Here is a 25,700-nt window from a genome sequence, read left to right as displayed (position 1 = left end):
GTTCAGGGGACGCGGGCGACTGCCGCGTAGATGCCGCTGTTCTCGGGGTGCGGTGCCGGCGGCAGGCGGTGCCACTCCGTGCTTGTCACGAGGCCGGGCGGGAGGATGTCCAGGCCCTCGAAGAAGCGCTCCACCTCGGCGCGCGTGCGGAAGGCGAGCTTGATGCCGCCCCGGGCGTACTGGGCGACGACCTGCTCCACCAGGTCGGGGTACAGGTCGGAGGCGGCGTGCGAGAGCACGAGATAGCTGCCGGAGGGAAGCGTCGCGACCAGGTTCCGTACGATGCCGTGCGCGTCCTGCTCGTCGGTGATGAAGTGCATGAGCGCGATGAGTGACAGGGCCATGGGACGCTCGAAGTCCAGGATCCGCCGGGCGTGCCGGACGATCTCCAGTGGCTCACGCACATCGCCCTGGACGTAGTCGGTGACCCCCTGGGGGCTGCTGACCAGCAAGGCCTCCGCATGACGCAGCACGATGGGGTCGTTGTCGGCGTACACGACCCGGGCGGTCGGCACGGTCGCCTGCACGATCTGATGGAGGTTCGGTTCCGTGGGGATGCCGGTGCCGATGTCGAGGAACTGGTCCACCCCCTGGGCGGCAAGCCAGCGTGCGGCGCGGTGCATGAACTGCCGGTTGTGCCGGGCGGCGTCCCGCGCTTCGGCCGGCAGCCGTGAGCCCACCGCTTCGTCGACCGGATAGTTGTCCTTGCCGCCCAGCAACCAGTCGTAGACACGCGCCGGGTGCGCGTGTCCGGTGTCGATCTGCGGCAGATCGGGGCTTTCGGACGTCATACAGGACTCCTGTGCACACGAGGGAGGAAGCGTCAAGTCGCCCCTCGATCATGCTACTCCCGCCTGCCATGTGCCCGTCCACAACGTCGAGTTGGCACTCGCGGGCGGGGCCGAGCGCAGGACGAAGAACCCGGGCGGGGCGACGGGTCGACGACCTGCCGGGCCGCTCTGGACGCCGGACGGCGGACGGCGGACGGGAACCAACGGCGATGGTGCGAAGCCGCTGGTTCCCTTTGTGGTGCTCGGCCGTCGCGCATTCAACTCCCGTACACAGGAGGGCGTCAAGGAGTCAAGACGGGATCTGTGACGCGAACTCGTGAATCCGTGCCGCGGGTGGAACCGCGCCGCCGTTCCAAGAAGCCGAAGTCGACGACGACAGGAATGTTTCCTGTCAGTTCTCTTGCGCGTCGCTGTCTTCGCTAGTTGACTTCACGCTGCTCGGCCACCGCTACTTCCCCCCTCAACCGGTCTCGCACCAGTCCCAGTTGGATGGCCCATGCGAATCAGACATCTGTCCCCCCTCGTCGGTCTCCTGGCGTCGGTCTCCCTGCTCGGTGCCGCCCCTGAAGCCCAGGCAGCGGCCAACCCCGGTCCCGGCTTCCCCGCCCAGTACGTCGCGCCCTGGGTGGAGACCTGGAACTCCCCGTCCGCCATGGCGAACGCCCAGTCCGCCAGCGGCGTGAACCACTTCCACCTCGCGTTCGTCATCAGCGACGGCACCTGCAACGCCACCTTCAACGGCAACACGTCGATCAGCGACGCCGGCTGGACCACCGCGATCAACAACCTGCGGGCCTCCGGCGGCGACGTCATCGCCTCCTTCGGCGGCGCCTCGGGCACCGAACTCGCCCAGGCCTGCGGCAGCGTGTCGGCGCTTCAGGCCCAGTACCAACGGGTCATCGACACGCTCAACCTCACCCGGCTCGACTTCGACATCGAGGGAGCGCCGCTGGCGGACACCGCCGCCAACGACCGCCGCAACCAGGCCATCGTGAACCTCCAGGCGGCTGCCGCGGCGGCCGGCCGGAAGCTGGACATCGACTACACGCTGCCGACCAACCCCGACGGTCTCGATTCGAACGGGCTGAGCCTGCTCAACAACGCCAAGTCCCGCAACGTGAACGTCAACCTGGTCAACATCATGACCATGGACTACTACCAGAACGTCTCCAACATGGGCTCGGCCGCCGTCAGTGCCGCCACCGCACTCCACACCCAGTTGGGGAACATCTGGTCCACGAAGACCTCCGCCCAACTGTGGGCCATGGAGGGCAACACCCCCATGATCGGCGTGAACGACTCGCTCAACGAGGTCTTCACCACCGGCAACGCCACCACGCTCACCACCTTCGCCAAGTCCAACGGCATCCAGCAGATCGGCTACTGGGCCCTCGGCCGTGACAAGGCCTGCGCGAGCAACGGCACGCTCTCCGACACCTGCAGCGGCACCCCGCAGAGCCCCTACCAGTTCGCCGGCATCTTCAACGGCATCGGCAGCGGCGGCGGCGGTGGCGGCGGCACCCCCCGCACCGGTCCGATCACCGGCTATGCGGGCCTCTGCCTCGATGACAGAAGCGCCTCCACGGCCAACGGCAACCCGATCCAGGTCTACACCTGCAACGGTTCCAACGCCCAGACCTGGACGGTCAACGACTCCGGCCACACCCTCCAGGTGCTCGGCAAGTGCCTGGACGTCCCGGGCGGCGGCACCGCCAACGGCATCAAGGTGCAACTGTACGACTGCAACGGCACCGGCTCGCAGGTATGGGTCCCGCAGACCGACGGCTCGCTGCTCAACCCGCAGTCGGGCAAGTGCCTCGACGACACCGACCGGTCCACCACGCCCGGTACGCAGTCCCAGATCTGGTCCTGCACCGGCAGCGCCAACCAGAAGTGGACCCTCCCCGGCTGATCCGTTGCGCACCGGTGGGACCGGCCCGAAGGGCGAACCCTGCCGTGCGACCGGTCGGCTCCTGCGGCGGACCGGATGCGCTCGGTCACACCCTGGTGGTTTCAGGGGCACCCTGCGGGGTGCCCCTTCTCCTCGTACGGCAGGGTAGGGACATGAGTGATCCGGTGACGGTGGAGCTGCCGTCCTTTCCGTACCATCCGGACCCCCTGGCCACCGGCTCGGTGGTCGCCGCGGACACGGAGTGCCTGTGCTGCGGGCTGCGGCGCGGGTACGTCTATGTGGGACCCGTGTACGCGGTGGCGGACATCCGTGCCGAGCTGTGCCCGTGGTGCATCGCGGACGGCTGCGCGGCGGAGCGCTTCGGGGCGCAGTTCACGGAGGTGACGGGCGAGGCGCCGCAGTCGGTGGTGGTCACCGTGGAGCGGCGCACGCCGGGCTTCGCCGGCTGGCAGCAGGAGCGCTGGCTGACGCACTGCGGGGACGCGGCGGCGTATCTGGGGCGCGCGGGCGCAGGGGAGCTGGCGGACCATCCGGAGGCCGCGCAAAGTCTCCGCGACGCCCTGGGCGAGACGTTCTTCGCGTCGCTGGACGCCGACGGCCAGCCCACCGCGTATCTGTTCCGCTGCCGTAGCTGCGCGCAGCATCTGGCGTACGCGGATTTCACCTGACGGACGAGCAGGACGGACGAGCAGGGGGCGCCGGCAGCGGGCGGCGCCCCCTCGGATCAGCCGTCCAGTTGCTCCAGCGTCGCGTTCGACGGACCCCGGCGCCCCTGGAGGTCGCGGGCCACGTCCTCGGCCGCGCCCAGCACCCGTAGGGAGTTCTGCCAGGTCAGCTTGGCCAGGTCGGAGGCCGACCAGCCGCGGTCCAGCAGCTCCGCGATCAGGTTGGGGTAGCCGGAGACGTCGCTCAGGCCGTCCGGTGTGAACGCGGTGCCGTCGTAGTCGCCGCCGATGCCGAGGTGGTCGATGCCCGCCACCTCGCGCATGTGGTCCAGGTGGTCGGCGACCGTCGCGGCCGTGGCGATCGGGCGCGGGTTGCGCTCCTCGAAGGCGTGGTGCACCTTCATCGCCTCGGCGGTGGTGTCGAGGTGGTGGAAGCCGTGCGCGCGCATGTTGTCGTCCGCCGCGGCCGTCCAGTCGACGGCCGCCTGGAGGACGAACTTCGGCACGAACGTCACCATGGCCACACCCCCGTTGGCGGGAAGGCGTTCGAGGACGTCGTCGGGGATGTTGCGCGGGTGGTCGCACACCGCCCGGGCGGAGGAGTGCGAGAAGATCACCGGGGCGTCCGTCGTGTCCAGCGCGTCCCGCATGGTCGTCGCGGCGACGTGCGAGAGGTCGACGAGCATGCCGAGGCGGTTCATCTCCCGGACGACCTCGCGGCCGAACCGCGTAAGACCGCCGGCCACCGGCTTGTCGGTCGCCGAGTCCGCCCACGCGACGTTGTCGTTGTGTGTGAGCGTCATGTAGCGCACGCCCAGCTCGTACAGCCCTCGCAGGGTGCCGAGGGAGTTCGCGATGGAGTGGCCGCCCTCCGCGCCCATGAGGGAGGCGATACGGCCCTGCGTACGCGCCGCCTCCATGTCGGCGGCGGTCAGCGCCGCGCGCAGGTCCGCCGGGTACCGGGCGATCAACTGCCGTACGCAGTCGATCTGTTCGAGCGTCGCCGGCACCGCGTCGGGCAGGTCGGCGCGGACGTACACCGACCAGTACTGCGCACCGACGCCGCCCTCGCGCAGCCGCGGGATGTCGGTGTGCAGGTGGGCGTTCTGGTGCGTGGCGATGTCACGGGCGTCGAGGTCGTAGCGGACCTGTTCGCGCAGGGCCCAGGGCAGGTCGTTGTGTCCGTCGACGACCGGGAACGCGCGCAGGAGTTCCCGGGCCGCGTCGAGTGAGCTGCTCACCGCGGTCACTTCCCCGTGCCGAAGCCGAAGCCGCCGGCCGCGCCGTCGACCTTGGCGCGCAGCCGCTTGCCCTTCTCGGTGGCCTGGTCGTTGAGGTCGTGCTGGAAGTCCCGCATCCTGCCGAGGAGTTCCTCGTCGTGCGTGGCGAGGATACGGGCCGCGAGCAGACCGGCGTTGCGGGCGCCGCCGACCGAGACCGTGGCCACCGGCACGCCGGCCGGCATCTGCACGATCGACAGCAGCGAGTCCATGCCGTCGAGGTACTTCAGCGGGACGGGGACGCCGATGACGGGGAGCGGGGTGACGGAGGCGAGCATGCCGGGCAGATGGGCGGCGCCGCCGGCACCGGCGATGATGACCTTCAGACCGCGGTCCGCGGCGTGCTCGCCATAGGTGATCATCTCGCGCGGCATACGGTGCGCGGAGACGACGTCGACCTCGTACCTGATCTCGAACTCGTCGAGGGCCTTGGCGGCGGCCTCCATGACGGGCCAGTCGGAGTCCGACCCCATGACAATGCCTACGACCGGGCTCATTCCGTGATCGTCCCTCTCAGGTAGCCGGCAGCGTGACGGGCGCGCTCCAGCACGTCGTCGAGGTCGTCGCCGTAGGTGTTGACGTGGCCGACCTTACGGCCGGGCTTCACGTCCTTGCCGTACATGTGGATCTTCAGCTGGGGGTCGCGGGCCATGCAGTGCAGGTACGCGGAGTACATGTCGGGGTAGTCGCCGCCGAGGACGTTGACCATGACGGTCCACTTGGCGCGGGGGCGGGGGTCGCCGAGCGGGAGGTCGAGGACGGCCCGTACATGGTTGGCGAACTGCGAGGTGATCGCGCCGTCCTGGCTCCAGTGGCCGGAGTTGTGCGGGCGCATTGCCAGCTCGTTGACGAGGATGCGGCCGTCGCGGGTCTGGAACAGCTCGACGGCGAGGTGGCCGACGACACCGAGTTCCTTGGCGATCCTCAGGGCCAGTTCCTCGGCCTTGAGCGCCAGTTCGTCGTCGAGGCCGGGGGCGGGCGCGATCACGGTGTCACAGACCCCGTTGACCTGCTGCGACTCGACGACGGGGTAGGCCACCGCCTGGCCGTGCGGCGACCGTACGACGTTGGCGGCCAGCTCCCGGACGAAGTCGACCTTCTCCTCGGCGAGGACGGGCACGCCGGCCCGGAACGGCTCGGCGGCCTCCTCCACCGACCGTACGACCCACACGCCCTTGCCGTCGTAGCCGCCGCGGACGGTCTTCAGGACGACCGGGAAGCCGTCGCCCTCCGCCGCGAAGGCGGCGACGTCCTGCGGGTCGCTCACGATGCGGTGGCGCGGACACGGCACCCCGATCGTGTCGAGCTTCGCGCGCATCACGCCCTTGTCCTGGGCGTGCACGAGCGCGTCCGGGCCGGGGCGCACGGGGATGCCGTCCGCCTCCAGGGCCCGCAGGTGCTCGGTGGGCACATGCTCGTGATCGAACGTGATCACGTCGCAGCCCCGCGCGAAGGCACGCAGCGTGTCCAGGTCGCGGTAGTCGCCGATGACCACGTCATGGGCGACTTGCGCCGCGGAGTCCTGGGGGGTGTCACTGAGGAGCTTGAATCTGATGCCGAGCGGGATGCCCGCCTCGTGTGTCATACGAGCGAGCTGACCCCCGCCGACCATGCCGACTACCGGGAATGTCACGCCCCTAGGGTATCGGCCGCGCCACGGAGGCCGGATTCCGCTCCTCTCCGGGCATTCTTTCCGTCCTCATGTAGTCGTCCAGCGGCGTCGCTCACGGCCGCTGGTTAGCATGGCGGGGTTGGCGGAACCGTTCGGCGTGCCGTGCCGACCGGCCGATGCGACGGGGCGGACGCATCCGATCGGTGCGTCCGGCCGTGACGAACGACCGATACGACCGACTCGACGGGGGCTGGCAACACCATGGGCAATGGTTCCACGGGCCTGCAGAACACACCCCGCGGCGCGGTGCGCCGGCAGGTCGAGCACCTGATGCGCGAGATCGCCAAGTTCGGGGCGGTCGGCGGAGCGGGGCTGCTGGTCAACCTCCTGGTGTTCAACCTGGTGCGCAGCGTCACCGGTCTGCAGGTGGTCCGGGCGAGTGTCATCGCCACGATCGTCGCGATCGTCTTCAACTACATCGGGTTCCGCTACTTCACCTACCGGGACCGGGACAAGAGCGGCCGTACCCGTGAGATGGCGCTGTTCCTGCTGTTCAGCGCCGCGGGTCTGCTGATCGAGAACGGCGTGCTGTTCGTGGCGACGTACGGGTTCGGCTGGGACAGCCCGCTGCAGAGCAACGTCTTCAAGTTCCTCGGCATCGGTCTCGGCACGCTCTTCCGCTTCTGGTCGTACCGTTCGTGGGTCTTCCGGGCGATGCCGGCCGGGGAGGCCGTGGCGGGCGCGGAGTCGATACTGGAGCAGGCGGAACAGCGCCGCCGCCAGGGCCAGCGCGTCAACCCCTGACCTCACGTCCGGGTGCCCGCCGGCCCTCCCCCGCACCCGCGGCGCGCCCTCGGCCCTCGCGGCTCGTCCGGCCTCTCCCAGCCGTCGCCGTCGCGGCTCATCTGACCGTCGGCTCCGCTTCCTCGCCCGGCGGGGGCATCCTGAGCGGTGTACGGGACAGGAACAGGCCGAAGACCGCGGGCTTGGCCTGGAGCATCTCCAGACGGCCGCCGTCGGCCTCTGCGAGGTCCCGGGCGACCGCCAGGCCGATGCCCGTGGAGTTGCGGCCGCTGATCGTGCGCTCGAAGATGCGGGAGCCCAGCTCCGACGGGACGCCCGGCCCCTCGTCGGTGACCTCCACGACCGCCTGGTTGCCGGTGACGCGGGTGCGCAGCGCGACCGTGCCGCCACCGTGCATGAGGGAGTTCTCGATCAGGGCGGCCAGCACCTGGGCGACCGCGCCCGGCGTGCCCACGGCCTGCAGATGCCGCTTGCCCGAGCTGACGATCGCCCGTCCCGCGCTGCGGTAGGCGGGACGCCACTCGGCGAGCTGCTGCTGGATGACCTCGTCGAGGTCGAAGGAGACGGCGGAGCCGGTGCGCGGGTCGCGGGCGTTCGTGAGCAGCCGTTCCACCACGTCCGTGAGCCGCTCCACCTGCGTCAGCGCGATGGTCGCCTCGTCCTTCACGATGTCGGGGTCATCCGTGAGGGTGATCTCCTCCAGCCGCATCGACAGGGCCGTGAGCGGCGTGCGCAACTGGTGGGAGGCGTCGGCGGCGAGCCGCCGCTCGGCCGTCAGCATGCGCCCGATCCGCTCGGCGGAGGCGTCGAGGACATCGGCGACCCGGTCCAGCTCGGGGACGCCGTACCGCTTGTGGCGGGGCCGCGGGTCGCCGGAGCCGAGGCGCTCCGCGGTCTCCGCGAGGTCGGTGAGCGGGGAGGCGAGGCGGTTGGCCTGGCGCACGGCGAGCAGGACCGCGGCGATGATCGCGAGCAGCGCCACCAGGGCGATGATCAGGAGCGTACGGCCGACTTCGCGGGTCACGGCGGAGCGGGGCTCCTCGACCCGTACGGTCTCGCCCTGCTCGCCCTTGGCGGTGGAGTGGATGACGTCTCCGGCCGACTTGACGCCGACCTGGATGGGGGCCTGGCCGGGGATGTCGATGACCGCGTACCGGTCGCCGGCGACCTGGGCTCTGAAGATCTCGCGGTTGACCTTCTCGTCGCCGAGGAGCCGGCTGTCCACGATGCTGGCGAGCCGCAGCGCCTCGGAGTCGACGCGCTCTTGGGCGCTGTTGCTGATCGTCCGGCTCTCGACGATCACGAGGGAGACACCGAAGACGGCGATCACGACGAGGACGACGGCGAGGGTGGACTGGATGAGACGACGACGCACGGGGCCCTCCGGGCGGTGGCTTGACGACGACCAGTGTGCCCCGGACACACCGGCACCCTCTGAGGGGGCGACGGCCCCCGACGGGCGCGGAGCCGTGACGTCGTACGGCGCAGCCGTCGTGGGCGCGGCCGTGGCGGCGTGACACGCGTAGCCCCGCGCGCCGTCGTCACGGCCGCGTGCTCTGGCAGGCAGCGTCTGCCCAGGGGCGAACGCTGCCTGCCGCGGTACTAGTTCTTCTCGAAGCGGAAGCCCACTCCCCGCACCGTGGCGATGTACCGCGGGTTCGCCGCGTCGTCGCCCAGCTTCTTGCGCAGCCAGGAGATGTGCATGTCGAGGGTCTTGGTGGACGACCACCACGTCGTGTCCCAGACCTCGCGCATCAACTGGTCGCGTGTGACGACCCGGCCCGCGTCCCGGACCAGGACCCGCAGCAGGTCGAACTCCTTCGCCGTGAGCTGCAACTCCTCGTCGCCCATCCACGCGCGGTGCGACTCGACGTCGATGCGCACCCCGTGCGTGGCCGGCGGCTGCGCGGGCTCGGTGGCGCCGCGCCGCAGCAGGGCCCGGACCCGGGCCAGCAGTTCGGCGAGCCGGAAGGGCTTGGTGACATAGTCGTCGGCGCCCGCGTCGAGACCGACGACGGTGTCCACCTCGTCGGCCCGTGCGGTCAGGATGAGGATGGGTACGGTGTGGCCGTCGGCGCGCAGTCGGCGGGCCACCTCCAGGCCATCCATCCCGGGCAGCCCGAGGTCCAGCACGACCAGGTCCACGCCGCCCTGCATTCCGGCGTCGAGCGCGGTGGGTCCGTCCTCGCGCACTTCGACCTCGTAACCCTCCCGTCGGAGGGCACGGGCCAGCGGCTCCGAGATGGACGCGTCGTCCTCGGCGAGCAGTACACGGGTCATGGGGTGATGGTAGTCCGCCTACGACCTGAGCATTGGTGTGATCGCGGGTGTGACCGGCGTACGGGCGTTCTTACCATCGGCTGCCGTCACGCGGCGGCCCGCCCCTCCGTCACGGAGCGCATGCGCGCCTTCGTCCTAGTGGCGTCATCCTGACAAAGACCTTCGAAAGAGCGCCCAGGGTTCCGGCATCACCTGTGATCTCGATCTCAAGTCCTTCCATATCTGGCAGTGTCATGCCGTAGGGTGACCGAAACGCCTGTAGCACCACCAGGGACCTTTGGCGGGCACTCGACGCTGAAGGTCTCTTTTGCGTGCGGGCTGGTTCTTTTTCCAGCCTTGAAAGGAAAGACCTAGGGCCGGGCCTCTGGCGCATCGACGCGCTCCGAGGCGTGGATCCCGGTGACCGCCGTCCGCCGCTCCGTGCGCCGGAGCGCACCCCCGTGGGCGTGGGGGTGGACGACTGTCCCACCGGTGTCGGCCACACCCCATACCGGGTACGCATGCCCCTTGAGCTCTCGGCTCCGCCCGAGCGGAGGGACCCCCACGGCAGCGCGCCCCGACCAGCAAGGAACGACCATGGCGTCCAGCCTGACGAAGGACTCGGTCCACCCGGGCACACCCGGCTCCGGGAAGACCTTCTTCGGCCACCCCCGCGGACTGGCCACCCTCTTCATGACCGAGATGTGGGAGCGCTTCAGCTACTACGGCATGAGGGCTCTGCTCGTCGTCTATCTGCTCTCCGGCGGCCCCGACGCCAAGAAGGGCGGCATGGGCGGCGGCCTCGGCATGGACCTGGCCACCACGACCGCGATCTACTCCGTCTACGTGTCGATGGTGTACCTGCTCGCCATGCCGGGCGGCTGGCTCGGCGACCGCGTCTGGGGTCCGCGCAAGACCGTGGCGATCGCCGCGGTCACGATCATGTCCGGCCATCTGGTGCTGGCGCTGCCCGCCGGCCAGGCGTCCTTCTTCGCCGGTCTGGCCCTGGTCGCGCTCGGCTCGGGCCTGCTGAAGGCCAACATCTCCACCATGGTCGGCCACCTGTACGACGGCCCGAACGACCCACGCCGTGACGGTGGCTTCACGATCTTCTACATGGGCATCAACATGGGTGCCTTCTTCGCGCCGCTGGTCATCGGCACCGTCGGGCAGCAGGTGAACTGGCACCTGGGCTTCGGTCTGGCCGCCGTGGGTATGGCGATCGGCCTCGTGTGCTTCCTCCTCGGCACCCGCTCCCTGAGCCCGCAGAGCAGTGTCGTCCCCAAGCCGCTGGACGCCGCGGAGCGCGCCTCCTGGCTGCGCAAGGGTCTGCTCTGGCTGGCCGTCGCGGCCGTCTTCTACGGCATCGTCGGCTTCACCGGCCACTTCACCCTGAACTGGGCGATGATCCCGCTCACCGTCATCGGCCTTATCATCCCGGCCGGTGTGCTGCTGCGCATCAAGCGGGACAAGGACCTGTCGGCCGTCGAGCAGTCGAAGATGACCGGCTACATCTGGTTCTTCATCGCGGCCGCGGTCTTCTGGATGATCTACGACCAGGGCGGCTCCACGGTCCAGGCCTTCGGTGAGACCAAGGCCAACGGCTCGCTGCTGGGCTTCGACTTCCCGTCCTCCTGGTACCAGTCGCTGAACCCGGTGTTCATCATGGCCCTGGCCCCGGTCTTCGCCTGGTTCTGGGTCTGGCTGAGCCGGAAGGGCAAGGAGCCGAGCACGGTCACGAAGTTCGCGGTCGGCCTGTTCTTCGTCGGCGTCTCGTTCTTCTTCTTCCTGCTGCCGCTGGGCATGGCCACCAACGGCACCCTGGTCAGCCCGATGTGGCTGGTGGGCATCTACCTGATCCAGACCGTCGGCGAGCTGTGCATCTCCCCCGTCGGCCTGTCGGTGACGACGAAGATGGCCCCGGCCAAGTACGCCAGCCAGATGATGGGCGTGTGGTTCCTCGCGGTCACCGCGGGCGACTCGGTGACCAGCCTGCTGTCCAACCCGGCCGTGGCCGGCGTGGACCTCAGCGGCACGGCAGCGGTGGCCGTGGAGGCCGTCCTCGCCGCCCTCGCGGGCGTCGCGGTCTTCCTGTACCGCCGGAAGGTCAAGTCCCTGATGGGCGACGTCCGCTGACGTTCCCCGGACCTGTGGAAAGGGCCGCCGCACCTTGGGTGCGGCGGCCCTTTCCACAGGGGGGCCGCTGAAGCCGCAGGGCACCGTCGGCTTCTCACCCGGCTTCCTCCACGGGCCGGACACCGTCCACGGCGTCGACGCCGAAGGGGCGGGTCCGGTTCACCCCCGATCCGGGGCGTCCGCCTCCGCCGCGCTCCCGCCGCTCAAGTCGGGTGAGGCGCTCGTACCGTTCGGGTGAGGCGTCCGTGCCGTACGAGGGAGACGCCGGACCGGCGGCGCGGCCTCCGGCCCGCGAGGTCAGGCGGGAGCGCCCAGTTCCGCCCACACGGTCTTGCCCGGCACGCCGGGCGTGCGCACGACCCCCCAGTCCAGACAGAGCCGCTGCACTATGAACATCCCGTGCCCGCCGGGGCGCCCGGCGCGGTGCGGGGTGCGCGGGGCGGGCCCGCCCGGGCCGTGGTCGGCGACCTCGACACGCAGCACCTTGTTGTCACAGGCGACCCGCAGCTCCTGCGGCCCCTCGGCGTGCAGGCACGCGTTGGTGACGAGTTCGGAGACGACGAGGAGCACATCCTCGGCGGCGGCCCGGTGGTCGGGGGTGGGGGCGGGCAGCCAGCCCCATGCGTACAGCGCCTGGCGGGTGAAGTCGCGGGCGAGCGGGACGACGCCGCTCTGGTCCTCGAAGCTCAGCCTGCGGACCTGCGGGACGCGGGCCGACGCCTCATCGCCGGGCACGCCGGACGCGGCGGGCACGCCGGACGCGGCGCCCTTGGCGGACGGCCCCGGCGCGGGCATGCCGGAAGCGCCGCTGGGCTCGTGGCCGCGGTCGCCCGGCGAGTAGGGCCGGGTGGTGCTCATCAGCGCTTCACCTCACCGATTCACCAGTTCACCATTCAGGACTCAGTACAGGGATGGGCGGCGTTCTCGCCGGTTGCTGCTCGTGCTGTGCGCGGGGGCTCTCCTCCTACGGCCCTCCACCGGGCCGCGGGCCTGTTCAGCATGTCTCCTGCCCGACCGGATCGCCGGAACACCCATGGATGAGGCCGGAACCCGTGACACCCGCAACGCACCGGTCGCAGAAGGGCACCCCGGGGCGCGGGCCCGCACACCGCGCTACTCGGCCAGGGCCGCGTTCAGCGTGTCGTGGACGGTGAAGACGGCGTCGGCTCCGGTGATCTCGAACACACGGGCCACCACCGGCCGCATCCCGGCCAGATGGATCCCACCGCCCGCGGCCTCGGCCTTCAATCGGGTGGCGAGCAGCACGTTCAGCCCGGTGGAGTCGCAGAACTCCAGCCGTGAGCAGTCCACGACCAGGCGCGCGAGGCCCTTGCCGAGGAAGTCCTCGAGCGGGTCACGCAACAGATCGGCGGTGTGGTGATCCAGCTCACCCGCCGGAGTCACGACGGCACTCGTGCCCTCTTGCCGCACCTCGACCAGAAGCCGGCCCGACTGTGCGCTGCCGACCGTCCCGCGGTCCATGCCGTGTCTCTCCCGACGTCGTCGCTGATGGTGGACGCCTTCGAACAGTACGCCTTCCTCGCGCTTCCCGGCACCCGAACAACCCCACCAAAACGGATATTTGTCGATGAAATGCACTTGCGGGGGGCTGACGAAAGCAGGTAGGGCTAGTGGGGACACCCGTACGACACGGCCGGCTTTGGAGGCGCCGCACACCGCAGTGCACGTACAGGCATCGGCGGCCATATGCCGAGAACGATGGAGGACATTCATGTCACCCCGGCTCGACGCATCGCAGAACCAGAGGGCGACGTCGGCACCCTCTCCGGTACGACCGGACGTACAGCCCGCAGCCGGCCCCGCACACCGCGACGGCGTCCCCGCGCCGCGCGGTCCGGTCGACCTCCCGGAGATCCCCCCGTACGACGAGGTGGAGGCCGTCGACGCACGGGCCCTGTCCAAGACGCTCTTCGAACGGCTGGAGTCGCTCGAGGAGGGCACTCACGAGTACGCGTACGTCCGCAACACCCTCGTCGAACTCAACCTGGCCCTGGTCAAGTTCGCCGCCGCCCGCTTCCGCTCCCGCAGCGAGCCGATGGAGGACATCATCCAGGTCGGCACGATCGGCCTGATCAAGGCCATCGACCGCTTCGAGCTCAGCCGGGGGGTGGAATTCCCCACCTTCGCGATGCCGACGATCATCGGCGAGATCAAGCGCTTCTTCCGTGACACCTCGTGGTCCGTGCGCGTCCCGCGACGGCTGCAGGAACTCCGCCTCGACCTGGCGAAGGCCGGCGACGAACTCGCCCAGCGGTTCGACCGCGCGCCCACCGTCACGGAGCTGGCGGATCGCCTCGGCCTGTCGAGGGACGAGGTCGTCGAGGGCATGGCGGCGTCGAACGCCTATACGGCGAGTTCCCTGGACGCGCAGCCGGAGGAGAACGACTCCGAGGGCGCGCTCGCGGACCGCATCGGGTACGAGGACCACGGGCTCGAAGGCATCGAGTACGTCGAGTCGTTGAAGCCGCTCATCGCCGAACTGCCGCCCCGGGACCGGCAGATCCTGTCGCTGCGCTTCGTGGCCAACATGACGCAGTCGGAGATCGGCGAGGAGCTGGGCATCTCACAGATGCATGTGTCGCGCCTGCTGTCCCGGACGCTGGTGCGACTGCGCGAGGGCCTCACCGTCGAGGAGTGAACGGGGCCGCGCTGCGGCCAACCCAGCCCGCACGGCGGGGGGGTGCCGCAGCGCGAACCCGTCGGCACGCCGTCGGAGTTACCCGGGGAAACATCTTTCCTCACGAGTTCCCTTCCATCACTATGGTCCCCCCAAACCGACTGGTCTGTCAGGACCACGGCGCATGGCCGCCGGGGCGCGAGGAGGCAGGTGGATGGCCCGGGCCGACGGGACCGACAACGACGTCGAGGCGACAGGCGGGGTGCACGCGGACGCGTCCGACGTGCGGCTCACCGAGTTGCTGCAGGCCAACACGCCCGGCGTCTATCCGGCGTTGCAGGAGGTACGCGCGCGGCACCGGCCGTCCGTGCTCCGGTACGCCCGTCTGTGCACGACGAGCGAGTCGGCGGCACGGCAGCTCGCCGCACAGGCGTTCACTTTTGCGGCCAGGGAGACGGCACGCGGCAGCGACCCCGGTGTCCCGCTGCGGCACCGACTCCTGCTGCTGACCGCGCGGCTGGCCGCCGCCTGGGCCCGCGACGAGCGGGCGGGCGGTCTCGACCCCGCCTTCCTGCTGACGCTGGCCCCGGCGGGACCCGGCGGCCCGTTCCCGCCGATGCTCGCCGCGTTCCGGTCCCTGCCGTCCCGCTCCCAGGGCCTCATCTGGTACGGGATCGTGGAGCGGGAACCCGAGGACCGCACGGCGGTCTTCCTCGGCCTGACCCGCGAGGACGTCGCGTACGGCACCCAGCAGGCGCTGGCGGCCCTCGGCCAGGCCTCCCTCAGATCCCGGCTGGCCGCCTCCTCCGACCCGCGCTGCGCCGACTTCCGCCGGCTGATCGAGGAGTCCGTACGGCCGGACACCCCCCGCCACAGCACCGATCTGCACGCCCATATGGCGCGCTGTCCGCACTGCACGACCGCGTTCGAGGAGCTGTCCGCCCTGCGCGACCAGCCGCGCACGGCGCTCGCGGAAGGGCTGCTGCCGTGGGGCGGTACGGCGTATGTCAAGCACCGCGAGGCCGAGGCACTGACCGAGCCCCGGGCCGGGACGGGCACCTGGTCGCCCTCCCGCCGGCTGGCCCTGGCCTCGGCGGCCCTCGGCACGGCCCTCGTCTCTCTGCTCCTCTTCCTCGTCCCCTCGGGCGGCGCACCGGACGAACACGCCGCTCCGGCCGCCGCGATCCCCGTGAACCCCCCGCCCGTGACGGTGACGGCGACGGTCTCGGCGACCCCGCCGAAGCCGAAGCCCTCCCGGACCTCCGCGTCTCCGTCCCCGTCTCCGTCCGCGACCCCGAGTCCCACGCCGTCGAGGACGGCGCACCCGAAGGCGCCACCCCCCGGGCCGGTCCCGAAACCCGTCCCGGCACACGCGCCGGACGGCGCCTTCGCCCAGGCGGTGAACGCCGCCTCGGGCCTGTGCCTGGAGGTCGCCGGGGACTTCGACAACGGCACGGACGTGGTCACGGTGCCCTGCACGTCCTCCCCCAGCCAGCGGTGGCGCGTGGACTACGGGCGCGGTGTCGTGCAGTCGATGGCCGATCCCGACTTCTGCCTGGACAGCCGCGGCTCCGTCGACAACGGCGTCGGGGTCTGGGCGTGCTCCTCGGTCTACGGCTCCAACGGCCGGAACCTGATGTTCACCGTGGACGGCAACGGTGTCATCCGCCCGGCCATCGACCTCGGGACCGCGCTCACGGCGTACGACGACGGCAGCCTGTGGCTGTCGCCGCTGACCGGGGGCGCGGAGCAGCGGTGGCGGGCGGGCGCGAGCTGACGGTCAGACCACCCGGACGCCCCGCCGCCACACACCGGTGACGAGCGGCACGCCCGGCCGGTAGGCCAGGTGGACATGGCTCGGGGCGTCGAGGAGCGCCAGGTCCGCGTACGCGCCCGGGGTGAGACGGCCGATGTCCGTGCGGCGCAGGGCCCGCGCTCCGCCCGCCGTGGCCGACCAGACCGCCTCGTCCGGGGTCATCCCCATGTCCCGTACGGCCAGCGCGACGCAGAACGGCACGGAGGACGTGAAGGACGACCCCGGGTTGCAGTCCGTGGACAGCGCCACCGTGACGCCCGCGTCGAGCAGCCGGCGGGCGTCGGGCCACGTCGCGCGGGTGGAGAACTCCGCGCCCGGCAGGAGCGTGGCGACCGTACGGCTGTTCGCCAGCGCGTCCACGTCGGCGTCCGTCAGATGGGTGCAGTGGTCGGCGCTGGCCGCGTCGAGTTCGACGGCGAGCTGCACGCCGGGGCCGTACGAGAGCTGGTTGGCGTGGATGCGCGGGTGCAGGCCCTTCTCCTTGCCCGCGGTGAGGATCGCGCGGGCCTGGTCGCCGTCGAAGGCGCCCTTCTCGCAGAAGACGTCGATCCACCGGGCGTGCGGGGCGCAGGCGTCGAGCATCTCGCCGGTGACCAGGGCCACATAGGCGGCGGGGTCGTCGGCGTAGTCCGGGGAGACGATGTGGGCGCCGAGGTAGGTGACCTCGTCCGTGTGCGCGGACGCGATGCGCAGGGCGCGTGCCTCGTGCTCGACGGTGAGGCCGTAGCCGGACTTCGTCTCGAGGGTGGTGGTGCCCTGGCGGAGGGCCTCGGTGAGATAGCGGACGAGGCCCGCCTCCAGCTCCGCGTCCGTCGCGGCGCGGGTCGCCGCGACGGTGGTGCGGATGCCGCCCGCCGAGTAGCCGCGGCCCGACATGCGGGCGTTGAACTCCTCGGTGCGGTCGCCCGCGAAGACGAGGTGGGAATGGGAGTCCACGAAGCCCGGGATCACCGCCCGGCCGCCGGCGTCGACCCGGTTGTCAGTGGCGGGTGCTTTGCTTGACTCACCGATCCACGCGACGCGGTCGCCGTCGATGACGACGGCCGCGTCCCGGATCAGTCCGAGGGGAGAGGTTCCCCCACTCTCGAATGCGCTCGAGCGGGCGGACTCCCGTCCGAGGGAGGGATCGTTGGTGACCAGGCTGGCGATGTTGGTGATGACCGTGCTGCTGCTCATGGGTTCCTCGTGGGTGGGCGGGCCGGTGATGGGCGTCAGGCGCGCAGGGCTTCGACGGCGTCCGCCAGCGCCCGCGGCACATCCGGTATGCGGGTGTGCGCCCCGTCGCGGACGACGTGGCGTCCGCCCACGACGGTATGGCGCACATCCGTCGCCGTCGCGGCGAATACGGCCGTCTCGGCGCCCAGCCGCGGCAGCGGTCCCGCGGTCCTGACCGAGTCGAGCGCGATCGTCGTGAAGTCGGCGGGCGCGCCGGCCTCCAGGACGCCCGCGCCCTGCCAGCCGAGCGCGGTGTGCCCGTCGGCGGAGGCGGCCCGCAGCAGCGCCGCCGCCGTCCAGTGACCGCGTGTGCGGGTGCGCAGCCGCTCGTTCAGCTCCATGGCGCGCGCCTCCTCGAACAGGTCGATGACGGCGTGGCTGTCGGAGCCCAGCGAGAGCGGGGAGCCGGCCGCCTGCAGGGCCACGGCCGGGCCGATGCCGTCCGCGAGGTCCCGTTCGGTGGTCGGGCACATGCAGGTGCCGGTGGAGGTGGAGCCGATCAGCCGGATGTCCTCGTCCGTGAGATGGGTGTTGTGGACGCCGGTGGTGCGCGGCCCGAGCACGCCGTGGTCGGCGAGGAGGCGGGTCGGGGTGCGGCCATGGGCCTGCAGGCAGGCGTCGTTCTCCGCCGTCTGCTCGGACAGGTGGACATGCAGCGGGGCCCGCCGCTCCTCGGCCCACCGCGCCACGGTCGCCAACTGGTCGGCGGGCACGGCCCGTACGGAGTGGATGGCCGCGCCGATCCGCGTGTGCTCCCGTTCCTTGAGAACTGAACAGCGTTCGGCCCAGGCCTCGGCGGTGCCGTCGGAGAAGCGGAGCTGGTGGATGTTGGGCGGCTGTCCGAAGCCGGAGGACAGATAGGCGGTGTCGAGGAGGGTGATGCGGATGCCGGCCTCGGCGGCGGCGTCGATGAGGGCCTCGCCCATGGCGTTGGGGTCGGCGTACGAGGTGCCGCCCGGGGCGTGGTGGACGTAGTGGAACTCGCCGACGGCGGTGACTCCGGCCAGTGCCATCTCCGCGTACACGGCGCGGGCGAGCGCGTGGTACGTCTCGGGGGTCAGCCGGTCGGCGAACGCGTACATGACCTCCCGCCAGGTCCAGAAGGTGCCGGAGCCGACCTGGACCGTGGAGCGCAGGGCGCGGTGGAAGGCGTGCGAGTGGGCGTTGGCGAGCCCCGGCAGGGTGAGCCCGCGCAGGATCTCGGCGCCGGGCGGCGGGGTGTCGGCACCCGTGCGGACCGACGCGATACGGCCGTCGGCGATCTCCAGGGCGACGCCCGGCTCGACGAAGGGGTCGAGCCAGGCGTGCTCCAGCCAGTACGTCTGTGTCACGTGCGGACCAGCCCTTCCAGGACGTCGGCGAGTGCGGTGACCCCGGCCAGGCAGTCGTCCTCGGCGGCGTGCTCGGCCGGGGAGTGGGAGACGCCCGTGGGATTGCGCACGAACAGCATGGCGGTCGGAATACTGCCGGAGAGGATCCCGGCGTCGTGTCCGGCACCGGTACCCAGGACGGGGACGGTCAGTCCCGGGTCATGGTCCTGGCCGAGGATGCGGGCCAGTTCGTCGCGCAGCGCGTGGTCGAACTCGACGACGGGTGTGAACGACTCACGGACGACGTCGAGTTCGACACCGTGGGCGGCGGCGTACTCCCGGGCCGCCTTCTCGATGCCGGCGACGACGGCGTCGAGGCTCTCCTGGCCGGCGGCCCGGGAGTCGAGCCAGCCGCGCACGAGGGAAGGGATGGCGTTGACGCCGTTCGGCTCCACGGCGATCTTGCCGAAGGTGGCGACGGCACCGGCGAGTTCGGCCTCCCGGCGGGCGGCGAGGACGGTCTCGGCGTACGACAGCATGGGGTCGTGGCGGTCGACGAGCCGTGTCGTCCCGGCGTGGTTGGCCTCGCCCCGGAAGTCGAACCGCCACCGCCCGTGCGGCCAGATCGCGCTGGCGACGCCCACGCGGTCACCGCTCAGGTCGAGGGCCCTGCCCTGCTCGACGTGCAGCTCGACGAACGCGCCGATGCGGCCGAGCCGCTCGGGGTCGGGCCCGATGGCGTCGGGGTCGTATCCGGCGGCCTCCATGGCCCGCGGCAGCGTGACTCCGTCGCCGTCGGTGAGCCGGTGCGCCTGCTCGACGGTGAGGTGCCCGGCGGTCAGCCGCGACCCGACGCAGGCGAGCCCGAACCGGGCGCCCTCCTCGTCCCCGAAGTTGACGACGGCGAACGGCTTGGCGAACTCGACGCCCCGCGCCCGCAGTTCGTCGAAGGCGGCGAAGGAGGACACCACCCCGAGGGGACCGTCGAAGGCGCCGCCGTCGGGCACGGAGTCCAGATGCGACCCGGTGACCACGGCGTCCCCGGCGGCGGGGTCACCGAACCAGGCCCACTGGTTGCCGTTGCGGTCCACCTCGTGGACCAGCCCCCGGGCCCGGGCCTGCTCCTCGAACCAGGCCCGGCACTCGGCGTCGGCGCCGGTCCAGGCGAAGCGCCGGTAGCCGCCGGAGCCGAGGTGCCGGCCGATGGGTACCAGCTCCCGCCACATCGCGTGGAAGGAGCCGCCGGGCACGGGCCGGGGCGCCCCGGCCCCGTCCCGTCCCGCTGCGTCGTGCGTCACGCGTCGTCACCTTCACGCATCGGAACCCGCACGCCCCGCTCCCCGGCCACCGACTGCGCGAGGTCGTACCCCGCGTCGACGTGCCGGATGACCCCCATGCCGGGGTCGTTCGTGAGGACGCGGCGGATCTTCTCGCCCGCGAGCCGCGTGCCGTCGGCCACCGTCACCTGACCGGCGTGGATGGACCGGCCCATGCCGACGCCGCCGCCGTGGTGGATGGACACCCAGGACGCGCCGGAGGCCACGTTGACCATGGCGTTGAGCAGGGGCCAGTCCGCGATCGCGTCGGAGCCGTCGAGCATCGCCTCCGTCTCGCGGTAGGGAGAGGCGACGGACCCGCAGTCGAGGTGGTCGCGGCCGATGACGATCGGCGCGGCCAGCTCCCCGCTCGCCACCATGTCGTTGAACCGCTCGCCGGCCTTGTCCCGCTCGCCGTAGCCGAGCCAGCAGATACGGGCGGGCAGGCCCTGGAAGTGGACCCGCTCGCCGGCCATCTTCATCCAGCGGGCGAGGGACTCGTTCTCGGGGAACAGGTCGAGGATCGCCCGGTCGGTCTTCGCGATGTCGGCCGGGTCGCCGGACAGCGCCGCCCACCGGAAGGGGCCCTTGCCCTCGCAGAACAGCGGGCGGATATAGGCGGGGACGAAGCCGGGGAAGGCGAAGGCGCGGTCGTAACCGGCCAGTTGCGCCTCGCCGCGGATCGAGTTGCCGTAGTCGAAGACCTCCGCACCGGCGTCCATGAAGCCGACCATCGCCTCGACGTGCCTGGCCATCGACTCACGGGCGCGGGTGGTGAAGCCGGCCGGGTCCTTGTCGGCGTAGGAGGCCATGTCCTCGAAGGCGACACCGACCGGCAGGTAGGAGAGCGGGTCGTGGGCCGAGGTCTGGTCGGTGACGATGTCGATGGGGGCGCTCATGGCGAGCAGCTGCGGGACGAGTTCGGCGGCGTTGCCGAGGAGGCCGATGGACAGCGGCTTGCGCTGGTCGCGTGCCTCGACGGCCAGCTGGAGGGCCTGCTCCAGGGAGTCGGCCTTCACGTCCAGGTAGCGGTGCTCGATGCGGCGCTCGATGGCGCGCGGGTCGCAGTCGACGCAGATCGCGACGCCGTCGTTCATCGTGACGGCGAGCGGCTGGGCTCCGCCCATGCCGCCGAGACCGGCCGTGAGGGTGATGGTTCCGGCCAGCGAGCCGCCGAACTTCTTGGCGGCGACGGCGGCGAAGGTCTCGTAGGTGCCCTGGAGGATGCCCTGGGTGCCGATGTAGATCCACGAACCGGCGGTCATCTGCCCGTACATGGTCAGGCCGAGGGCCTCCAGCCGGCGGAACTCCTCCCAGTTGGCCCAGTCGCCGACGAGGTTGGAGTTGGCGAGGAGGACGCGGGGCGCCCACTCGTGGGTCTGCATGACGCCGACGGGGCGGCCGGACTGGACGAGCATCGTCTCGTCCTGCTTGAGGGTCCTCAGCGTGCGGACCATCGCGTCGAAGGAGCGCCAGTCACGCGCGGCCTTGCCGGTGCCGCCGTAGACGACCAGCTTGTCGGGGTGCTCGGCGACCTCGGGGTCGAGGTTGTTCTGCAGCATCCGCAGGGCGGCTTCCTGCTGCCATCCCAGGGCGCTCATTTCCGTGCCGCGGGGTGCCCGGACGGGGCGGGGTCCTGACATGGTCTGCCTCCTGGAGGACGGCCGCACGCGGCCGGGGGCGCGCGGGGACTTTTGCAGCGATTATTCACATACTCGCTTCATGAATAGAGCCAGTCAATACGTGCGCGTGTCAGCGTCGGGACGGCCGGGATGTTCGGCCGGGGACGGAGCCGCCAGCGACCGGGATGCCGGGACCGGAGCCCTGACCGCGAGTGGGACACGGCGGAACGGCGGACGCGGTGAGCATGAGGCACGGCGGGACGGGGGACGCGGTGGGTATGAGGCGCAACGGGACGGAACACGACGACCACCACCGGAACGGGGACGGGCACCCCGACGACGCCGGGCGGGTGGCGCGCCGGGACGGGGCCGTGCGCGGCGCCGTCGAGCAGGGACTCCTGGGGCCGGATGCGCCCCTGGTCGGCCTGCTGGACGTCGTCGGCATCCGGGACTCGGCGGCCGCGCTGCGGGCGGCCTTCGACGCGGTGGTCGCGCCCGGCACGGCGGTGCTGCACGCCTTCGCGGTGAAGGCGGCCCCGCTCGTCCCGGTGCTGCGGCTGCTGCGGGAGGCGGGCATCGGCGCGGAGGTGGCGAGCCCCGGGGAGCTGGCGCTGGCCCGCGCGGCCGGAGTGGAGCCGGAGTGGACGGTGCTGGACTCGCCCGCCAAGACGACGGCGGAGCTGCGCGAGGCGCTGGCACTGGGTGTCGCGGTGAACGCGGACAACCCGCAGGAGCTGGAGCGGATCGACGCCCTCGTCCGGGAGTCGGCAACGTCCTCCCCGCTCGGGATGCGGGTGAATCCGCAGGTCGGCGCGGGGGCGATCGACGCGCTGTCCACGGCGACCGCGACCTCCAAGTTCGGCGTGGCGCTGCGGGACGAGGGGGCGCGCGAGTGGCTGGTCCGCGCCTATGCCGACCGGCCCTGGCTGACCCGGCTGCACGCGCACTCCGGCTCACAGGGGGTCCCGCTCTCGCTGATGGCGCGGGGCATCGCGGAGAGCCACGCGCTCGCCGAGGAGATCAACCGGCGCATCGGCCGCCACCAGATCGACACGATCGACATCGGCGGCGGGCTGCCGGTCAATTTCGCGTCGGACACGACGACACCGACGTACGCGAAGTACGCACGGCTGCTCGCGGAGGCGGTGCCGATGCTGTTCGACGGGCGGTACGGACTGGTCACGGAGTTCGGGCGGTCGCTGCTGGCCAAGCACGGGACCGTGGTGGCGCGGGTGGAGTACGCCAAGCGCGCGGGCGGCCGGGCCGTGGCGATCACGCACGCGGGCGTGCAGGTCGCGACCCGCACGGTGTACGCGCCGGAGTCCTGGCCGCTGCGGATCGCGGCGTACGACGCCAAGGGGCACCCCAAGGAGGGGCCCGCCGTGGTGCAGGACGTGGCGGGGCCAGCATGCTTCGCGGGCGACCTGCTGGCCGAAGCGCACCCGCTGCCGCTGCTGGAGCCGGGCGACCACGCGGCGGCCCTGGACACCGGGGCGTACTACTTCGCGCACCACTACGCGTACAACTCCCTGCCCCGGCCCGGGGTGTACGGCTACGCACCGGGCGAGGGCGGCGGGATGCGCTTCGCGGTCGTACGGGATCCGCAGACCGTCGAGGAGATCGTCGCCGAGTCGGGCGGGGGGCGCGCAGGCGCCCTGATGGAGCTGTGACGAGCGCGCGCACCCCCGGGGCGCCGCCCCCCTCGGATACACCCCGCCCGCATCCACGCAGGTCGGCGAGGGGGCGCCGCAATCGCCCCAACGGCCCTACTAACAAGGCAAGTTGACCTACCTTAGCGATTCCACGCATGTTCCACTGGAAAATGCCGGAAGCCTCACTCCTCGCGCACACGTTGCGTAGCGTCAGGGTCACTCAGCCGTACCCGAGGCGGGAGGGGAGCCACGGTGCCCGGAATCGACGAGTGCCTGTTGGAAGCCATGCGACTGCCCGGTGCCCGGGGCGCCGCGGTGGTCGACTGGACCAGCGGGCTCGCGCTGGGCACGGTCGGGGACGCGCCCGGCGGTGACCACGAGACGGCCGCGGCGGAAGCCGCGGAGCTGGCCCGGCTGGCGGCCGAACACCGCGCGTTCGCCCCGGAGGAGGACGCCGACTGGTCCGACGCCGCGTGCCCGGTCGAGGATCTGATCATCGCCAACCGGGACAGCTACCACCTGCTGCGGTTCGTCCCGACGACGTTCGACAGCAGCGTCTTCCTGCATGTGTGGCTGGCCCGCTCGGAAGGAAACCTCGCCCTCGCCCGCATCCGGCTCGGCGAGATGGCCGGGCGGCTGGTGCTGGGATGACGATGGTCGCGACTCCTGTGCCGCCCCCGCTGCCCGTGCGGCAGCGCACGCAGATCCCGGGCGGCGGCCTGTCCCCCATGCTCGACAGGCTCGCCGTCGAGCGGGCCACCGGAGTGCTGATGCGCGAGGGCGGCCTGCTCCATCTGGTCGACGGCCAGGTGGTGTACGCCGAGAGCCCCGCGACCCCCGGCCTCGACGTCCTGCTCATCGCGCACGGCGCGCTCGACGAGGACGGCTGGCGGGAGGCGGTCTCCGAGGCGGGGGCACGACAGCGGGTGGGACGGTTTCTGGTCGACAGCGGCCGGATCAGCGAGGGCGCCCTGGAGCTGTGCCATCTGGGAGCGCTCTACGACGCGGCGTACTTCGTCCTGGGTCCGAGCAGCGCCCCCGCCCGCTTCCGGTACGGCGAGGCGCACTGGCTGGGCCCCGTGCACCCGGTGCCCGTGGCCGGGGTGGAACGCGAGACGCTGCGCCGCCGCGCGCTGCTGCACCGCATCTGGCCCGACCCGGCCGTCGACGAGGCCCCCCTCGTGCGCACCGACCACCCGGCCGGCCCGGCGGCCACCCCCCGCCAGGGGGAGGTGCTCGACCGGATCGACGGAGTGCGCACGGCGGCGGACATCTCCCGGGCGCTGGGCCGCCCGGCGTTCCACACGCTGGTCGACGTACGGCGGCTGACGGCAGCGGGCGCCGTCACGGCCGGCCCGCGCCCGGTCACCGGCCCGGCGCCGGCCCCAGGGCCGGCCTCCAGCCCGCTTCCGGCCCCTGGCCCGCTTTTGGCTCCGGTCCCGAGCCCGGTGCCTCGCGCGCAGGCGCCGTTGCCCGCGCAGGAGGCGCCAAGGCCCGCGCCCCCGGATGTGCTGCCGCCGTTCGCCGACCCCCACGTCACGTTGCTGAAGAGGCTGAGGGATGCGCTGGAGGCCCTTTGACCGGCTCGAACGCCTACGCCCCGCCGAGAGGAGATCCCTGATGGACACGGAGCCCGAGGTCCTCGACGAACTCCGCCGCCTGAGAACCCGTATCCCCCAGCTCACCGGTGCCCTCGCCGCCAGCGTCGACGGACTCGTCCTCGCCCAGGACACCGCCGGCATCGAACCGGAGGGGGTCGCCGCGCTCACCGCCGCCGCGCTGGGCGTCACCGTACGGCTGGCCGAGGCGACGGGGCAGGGCGACTTTCGCGAACTGCTCGTCCGCGGCGTCCACGGCTATGTCGCCACGTACGCGGCGGGCCGCAGCGCCGTCCTCACGCTGCTCGCCCAGGACCGTGTGAACGTCGGCCGGCTGCATCTGGAGGGCCGGCGCGCCGGCGGCCGGATCGGCGAGCTGATCGACGAGGCCGTCCTCCGGGCCGAGCCGCCGCAGCCCCGCACCGCCAGGGCCCCCACCCCTGCCACCGACCGGTCCGCCCCCGCGCGGACCCGCACCGCGCGCACCGCCGCGAGCCCGCGTTCGGCCGCGAACGCGCGCACCACCACGGAAAGTTGAAAGGACACACTCCGAACATGGCCAACACCGAAACCGCGCTGAAAGAGGCGCTCGCCTCCATCGAGGGCGCGACCGGAGCCGCCCTCGTCGACTACACCAGCGGCATGGCGCTGGGCACGATCGGCGGCAGCAAGAGCTTCGACCTCACCGTCGCGGCCGCCGGCAACACCGATGTCGTACGGGCCAAGCTGCGCACCATGGAGCACCTCGGCCTCAAGGGACAGATCGAGGACATCCTGATCACGCTGTCCGACCAGTACCACCTGATCCGGCTGCTCACCGGCCGCGGCGGCAACGGCCTGTTCCTCTACCTGGTCCTCGACGCCAAGCGCGCCAACCTGGCGATGGCCCGCCACCAGCTGAAGAAGATCGAGGAGGGCCTGGAGGTCTGACCGCCGGCCCACCTGCCCCCGGCCCGCGCTACACCAGCTCCGCGGTACGGCGGCGCGCCCTGCCCGGGGCCGCGTCGCCGGCCGTGACACCGGTGCTGCGGCAGCCCTTGACCGGCTTGCCCGCGGGCGCGCCGCCACGGCGGC

At 71.7% G+C, this 25,700-nt stretch carries 23 protein-coding genes; 11 read left to right on the top strand and 12 right to left on the bottom strand.

Going from position 1 to position 25,700, the window contains the following annotated elements; all coding sequences use genetic code 11:
• Window positions 1-2 precede the first annotated feature (2 nt).
• Complete coding sequence (locus ACWD5Q_RS06965; RefSeq protein WP_451425982.1) at window positions 3-791, bottom strand: SAM-dependent methyltransferase; 789 nt, start codon at window positions 789-791, stop codon at window positions 3-5.
• A gap of 496 nt (window positions 792-1,287) precedes the next feature.
• Between ACWD5Q_RS06965 and ACWD5Q_RS06960 the strand changes: the two genes are divergently transcribed.
• Both ACWD5Q_RS06960 and ACWD5Q_RS06955 read left to right on the top strand, forming a co-directional pair.
• The gene (locus ACWD5Q_RS06960; protein WP_451425981.1) at window positions 1,288-2,703 is read left to right on the top strand and encodes a ricin-type beta-trefoil lectin domain protein; all 1,416 of its coding nucleotides are present in this window, start codon (window positions 1,288-1,290) and stop codon (window positions 2,701-2,703) included.
• A 152-nt stretch (window positions 2,704-2,855) separates the two neighbouring features.
• A complete protein-coding gene (locus tag ACWD5Q_RS06955; protein ID WP_451425980.1) occupies window positions 2,856-3,371 on the top strand; it encodes a CbrC family protein in 516 nt (171 codons plus the stop codon).
• A 56-nt stretch (window positions 3,372-3,427) separates the two neighbouring features.
• Here ACWD5Q_RS06955 and ACWD5Q_RS06950 read toward each other — a convergent pair whose 3' ends face one another.
• From ACWD5Q_RS06950 to ACWD5Q_RS06940, 3 genes are read right to left on the bottom strand one after another with little or no spacing between them, the layout of a single operon-like run.
• Window positions 3,428-4,609, bottom strand: a complete 1,182-nt coding sequence (locus ACWD5Q_RS06950) for a dipeptidase (protein WP_451425979.1) — start codon at window positions 4,607-4,609, stop codon at window positions 3,428-3,430.
• Window positions 4,610-4,614: 5 nt separating this feature from the next.
• Entirely contained in the window at window positions 4,615-5,145 is a 531-nt protein-coding gene (gene purE, locus ACWD5Q_RS06945; RefSeq protein WP_451425978.1) for a 5-(carboxyamino)imidazole ribonucleotide mutase, read from the bottom strand.
• A complete protein-coding gene (locus ACWD5Q_RS06940) occupies window positions 5,142-6,281 on the bottom strand; it encodes a 5-(carboxyamino)imidazole ribonucleotide synthase (protein WP_451425977.1) in 1,140 nt (379 codons plus the stop codon). The genes purE and ACWD5Q_RS06940 overlap by 4 nt, the downstream gene beginning before the upstream one ends.
• 240 nt (window positions 6,282-6,521) lie before the next feature.
• Here ACWD5Q_RS06940 and ACWD5Q_RS06935 point away from each other — a divergent pair, with 240 nt between their 5' ends.
• Window positions 6,522-7,064: a GtrA family protein gene (locus ACWD5Q_RS06935; protein ID WP_451425976.1), complete on the top strand. Its 543-nt coding sequence runs from the start codon at window positions 6,522-6,524 to the stop codon at window positions 7,062-7,064.
• A gap of 97 nt (window positions 7,065-7,161) precedes the next feature.
• Here ACWD5Q_RS06935 and ACWD5Q_RS06930 read toward each other — a convergent pair whose 3' ends face one another.
• The gene (locus tag ACWD5Q_RS06930) at window positions 7,162-8,439 is read right to left on the bottom strand and encodes an ATP-binding protein (RefSeq protein WP_451425975.1); all 1,278 of its coding nucleotides are present in this window, start codon (window positions 8,437-8,439) and stop codon (window positions 7,162-7,164) included.
• A gap of 227 nt (window positions 8,440-8,666) precedes the next feature.
• On the bottom strand, window positions 8,667-9,344 hold the full coding sequence (locus ACWD5Q_RS06925) for a response regulator transcription factor (protein ID WP_263230290.1): 678 nt from the start codon (window positions 9,342-9,344) through the stop codon (window positions 8,667-8,669).
• A gap of 576 nt (window positions 9,345-9,920) precedes the next feature.
• On the opposite strand from ACWD5Q_RS06925, the gene ACWD5Q_RS06920 reads away from it, so the two are divergent.
• A complete protein-coding gene (locus ACWD5Q_RS06920; RefSeq protein ID WP_451425974.1) occupies window positions 9,921-11,459 on the top strand; it encodes a peptide MFS transporter in 1,539 nt (512 codons plus the stop codon).
• A gap of 297 nt (window positions 11,460-11,756) precedes the next feature.
• Here ACWD5Q_RS06920 and ACWD5Q_RS06915 read toward each other — a convergent pair whose 3' ends face one another.
• Together ACWD5Q_RS06915 and ACWD5Q_RS06910 are read right to left on the bottom strand one after the other, a co-directional pair.
• Window positions 11,757-12,317, bottom strand: coding sequence for an ATP-binding protein (locus tag ACWD5Q_RS06915; protein WP_451425973.1), 561 nt, complete (start codon window positions 12,315-12,317; stop codon window positions 11,757-11,759).
• A gap of 255 nt (window positions 12,318-12,572) precedes the next feature.
• Window positions 12,573-12,941: an STAS domain-containing protein gene (locus tag ACWD5Q_RS06910; protein ID WP_451425972.1), complete on the bottom strand. Its 369-nt coding sequence runs from the start codon at window positions 12,939-12,941 to the stop codon at window positions 12,573-12,575.
• Between the two features lie 250 nt (window positions 12,942-13,191).
• Between ACWD5Q_RS06910 and ACWD5Q_RS06905 the strand changes: the two genes are divergently transcribed.
• Both ACWD5Q_RS06905 and ACWD5Q_RS06900 read left to right on the top strand, forming a co-directional pair.
• The gene (locus ACWD5Q_RS06905; protein WP_451425971.1) at window positions 13,192-14,118 is read left to right on the top strand and encodes an RNA polymerase sigma factor SigF; all 927 of its coding nucleotides are present in this window, start codon (window positions 13,192-13,194) and stop codon (window positions 14,116-14,118) included.
• Window positions 14,119-14,311: 193 nt separating this feature from the next.
• On the top strand, window positions 14,312-15,874 hold the full coding sequence (locus ACWD5Q_RS06900) for a ricin-type beta-trefoil lectin domain protein (protein ID WP_451425970.1): 1,563 nt from the start codon (window positions 14,312-14,314) through the stop codon (window positions 15,872-15,874).
• Between the two features lie 3 nt (window positions 15,875-15,877).
• On the opposite strand, the gene hutI is transcribed toward ACWD5Q_RS06900, so the two are convergent.
• From hutI to hutU, 4 genes are all read right to left on the bottom strand, one after another.
• The gene (gene hutI / locus ACWD5Q_RS06895; RefSeq protein ID WP_451425969.1) at window positions 15,878-17,089 is read right to left on the bottom strand and encodes an imidazolonepropionase; all 1,212 of its coding nucleotides are present in this window, start codon (window positions 17,087-17,089) and stop codon (window positions 15,878-15,880) included.
• A 35-nt stretch (window positions 17,090-17,124) separates the two neighbouring features.
• On the bottom strand, window positions 17,125-18,459 hold the full coding sequence (locus tag ACWD5Q_RS06890; protein WP_451425968.1) for a formimidoylglutamate deiminase: 1,335 nt from the start codon (window positions 18,457-18,459) through the stop codon (window positions 17,125-17,127).
• A complete protein-coding gene (locus ACWD5Q_RS06885) occupies window positions 18,456-19,664 on the bottom strand; it encodes an allantoate amidohydrolase (RefSeq protein WP_451426005.1) in 1,209 nt (402 codons plus the stop codon). Before ACWD5Q_RS06885 ends, ACWD5Q_RS06890 begins: the two co-directional genes overlap by 4 nt.
• 68 nt (window positions 19,665-19,732) lie before the next feature.
• Complete coding sequence (gene hutU / locus ACWD5Q_RS06880) at window positions 19,733-21,397, bottom strand: urocanate hydratase (protein WP_451425967.1); 1,665 nt, start codon at window positions 21,395-21,397, stop codon at window positions 19,733-19,735.
• Window positions 21,398-21,654: 257 nt separating this feature from the next.
• Between hutU and ACWD5Q_RS06875 the strand changes: the two genes are divergently transcribed.
• The 5 genes from ACWD5Q_RS06875 (at window position 21,655) to ACWD5Q_RS06855 (ending at window position 25,556) form a co-directional block, all read left to right on the top strand.
• Window positions 21,655-23,046 (top strand): diaminopimelate decarboxylase, encoded by a 1,392-nt coding sequence (locus ACWD5Q_RS06875; protein ID WP_451425966.1) that lies wholly within the window; start codon window positions 21,655-21,657, stop codon window positions 23,044-23,046.
• A gap of 234 nt (window positions 23,047-23,280) precedes the next feature.
• Complete coding sequence (locus tag ACWD5Q_RS06870; RefSeq protein ID WP_451425965.1) at window positions 23,281-23,679, top strand: hypothetical protein; 399 nt, start codon at window positions 23,281-23,283, stop codon at window positions 23,677-23,679.
• Window positions 23,676-24,608, top strand: coding sequence for a transcriptional regulator (locus ACWD5Q_RS06865; protein ID WP_451425964.1), 933 nt, complete (start codon window positions 23,676-23,678; stop codon window positions 24,606-24,608). The genes ACWD5Q_RS06870 and ACWD5Q_RS06865 overlap by 4 nt, the downstream gene beginning before the upstream one ends.
• Before the next feature lie 40 nt (window positions 24,609-24,648).
• Window positions 24,649-25,164, top strand: a complete 516-nt coding sequence (locus ACWD5Q_RS06860; protein WP_451425963.1) for a roadblock/LC7 domain-containing protein — start codon at window positions 24,649-24,651, stop codon at window positions 25,162-25,164.
• Window positions 25,165-25,181: 17 nt separating this feature from the next.
• Complete coding sequence (locus tag ACWD5Q_RS06855; protein ID WP_451425962.1) at window positions 25,182-25,556, top strand: hypothetical protein; 375 nt, start codon at window positions 25,182-25,184, stop codon at window positions 25,554-25,556.
• The last annotated feature ends 144 nt before the right edge of the window (window positions 25,557-25,700 follow it).

Source organism: Streptomyces sp. NPDC002513 (assembly GCF_053595355.1).
The sequence above is the reverse complement of the archived record's forward strand: the minus strand, read 5'-3'. Positions and strand labels throughout refer to the sequence as shown.